Origin of the sequence: Streptomyces sp. NPDC004658 (genome assembly GCF_040609555.1) — a bacterium.
Lineage (GTDB): Bacteria > Actinomycetota > Actinomycetes > Streptomycetales > Streptomycetaceae > Streptomyces.
The window spans coordinates 1-2,010 of record NZ_JBEXKG010000375.1 but is presented as its reverse complement, the minus strand read 5'-3'; the positions used below and the strand labels follow the sequence as shown (position 1 = coordinate 2,010).

Below are 2,010 nucleotides of genomic sequence, written 5' to 3'. Positions count from 1 at the left end.
GCGTTCCCGGACCGGCGGCCGGCCCTCGACCATCGTGTAGAGCAGCGCGCCCAGCGCCCACAGGTCGGCGGCCGGGCCGATGCGCTCGTCGCGGGCCTGCTCCGGTGAGGCGTACGACGGTGCCGTCAGCCGCGGCACGAGCGTCGCGCCCGCCACCCCGAACCCGGTGACGACGACCGGGCCGGTGTCCCGCACGAAGACCTGGCCGGGGCTCAGCTCGCCGTGCGTGATGCCCTCGTCGTGCGCGGCCTGCAGCACGTCCAGCAGCTCCAGGCCCAGCCGGGCCGCCCGCAGCGGGTGGAACGAGCCCTCCTCGGCGAGGAGTTCGCCCAGCGGCGTGCCGTCGACCCACTCGGTGACCGTCCACAGGGCGCCCGCCTCCACCACGGCGTCGACGACCGCCGCCACCTGGCCGGGACGCAGCAGGCGCATGGTCTCCGAGGTGCGCACGACCCGGGCGGTGACGCGCCGCGCGGTGTCCTGGTCGGCGGGCTCCGGCAGGGCGGTCTGCGCCACCAGGCGGGGCTGCTCCGCCGCCAGGTCCTCGGCGTACCACCACAGGCGGTTCGTCTCGCGGGAGAAGACCTCCAGGAGCCGGTACCGTCCGGCGACCAACCCGTGTGCGGAGACGTGCGCCTTGGCCATGGTCATCCCTCGCTGAAACCCCTGCCTCGTCTTTCCCAGAGGTACGCGGGGCGAGCGGGGGTGCGTTCAGGGGCGCGTCCAAAAGCTCTCACATTCCGAAAGCTCCCACGGCGGGGTCCTCACAGCGGGGTCCTCATGGGGTCCTCACGGCGGGTCGTCACAGCAGCCCGAAGCGCGCGGCCCAGTCGGTGAGTTCCCGGGGCGTCGTGTTGCCCCCGCACACCACGAGCCCGATCCGGGCGCCGTCGCCGACCCGCTCCACCACCTGCCGGGCCGCCGGCAGCAGACACCCCGCGGCCGGCTCGGCCCACACCTTGGCGTGCTCGGCGAGATCCAGACAGCCCCGCACGGCCTCCCGGTCCGGGACCACCAGCACCTCCTCGACGAGCGCGGACACATGGTCGTACGTCAGTCGCGACACCGAGGGCGCGCTCAACGTGCTCACCAGCGAGGAGAGCGGGACCTGCACCGGGCCGCCGGCCTTCAGCGCGCCGGACATCGCCTCCGCGCCCTCGGTCTCCACGCCCCATACGCGCACCCCCGGCCACCGGGCGCGCAGGGCCGCCGCGACCCCGGCGATCAGTCCGCCGCCGCCCACGCTGACGACGACGTCCGTCAGCTCCCCGGCGTCCTCGGCCAGCTCCAGCCCCACGGTGCCCTGCCCGGCGATCACCACCGGGTCGTCGAACGGGTGGACCAGGGTCAGGCCCTCGTCCCGCAGCCGCGTCACCAGCTCGAAGGCGCTGTCCATGCCGTCGGTCAGCCGGACCACCGCCCCGGACTCCTCGGCGAGCGCGAGGGAACGCGCGGGCGCGGTCCGCGGCATGACCACGGTCGCCTTCACATCGAGGGCCGCCGCCATCGCCGCGAGCGCGATCCCGTGGTTGCCGCCGCTCACCGCGACCACGCCCGCCGCCCGCTCGGCCTCACTCAGCGACAGCAGCTTCGCCGTGGCCCCGCGGGCCTTGAACGAGCCGGTGCGCTGGAGCAGTTCGAGCTTGGCTGTGACGGGGACGCCGAGCAGCGCGCCGAGGCCCGGGCTCGGTACCGTCGGCGTGCGGACGACGTGCCCGGCGATCCTCCGGGCGGCGGCTTCGATGTCCGAGATCTCGATCACGGTGCTTCACCCTTCCGGCGCGGCTCGGGACCGTGCCTCACGCACCTTGACCCGCCGGGAGGCCGGAGGTCAACGCCGTTCCGGTCATGGCCACAGCACGCGGCCCACCAGGCACTCCAGCAGCTCCCTCAGCCCCCGGGCCCCGGCCGGCACCGGGAAGGTCTCCCTCCGCTCCCGTGGACCGCCGCCCGCGGGCCTCGCCGAGCCCCTCGCCCGGCTCGGCCCGCCGTCGCGCACCGGGAACACGG

2 protein-coding genes are annotated in these 2,010 nt (G+C 75.2%); both read right to left on the bottom strand.

Annotation, left to right across the window (positions count from 1 at the left end; genetic code table 11):
* On the bottom strand, nt 1-651 hold a 651-nt coding region (locus tag ABZV94_RS41445), incomplete at its 3' end, for a protein kinase (RefSeq protein ID WP_356350255.1).
* A 151-nt stretch (nt 652-802) separates the two neighbouring features.
* The gene (locus ABZV94_RS41440; RefSeq protein ID WP_356350252.1) at nt 803-1,762 is read right to left on the bottom strand and encodes a threonine/serine dehydratase; all 960 of its coding nucleotides are present in this window, start codon (nt 1,760-1,762) and stop codon (nt 803-805) included.
* Nucleotides 1,763-2,010: the final 248 nt, after the last annotated feature.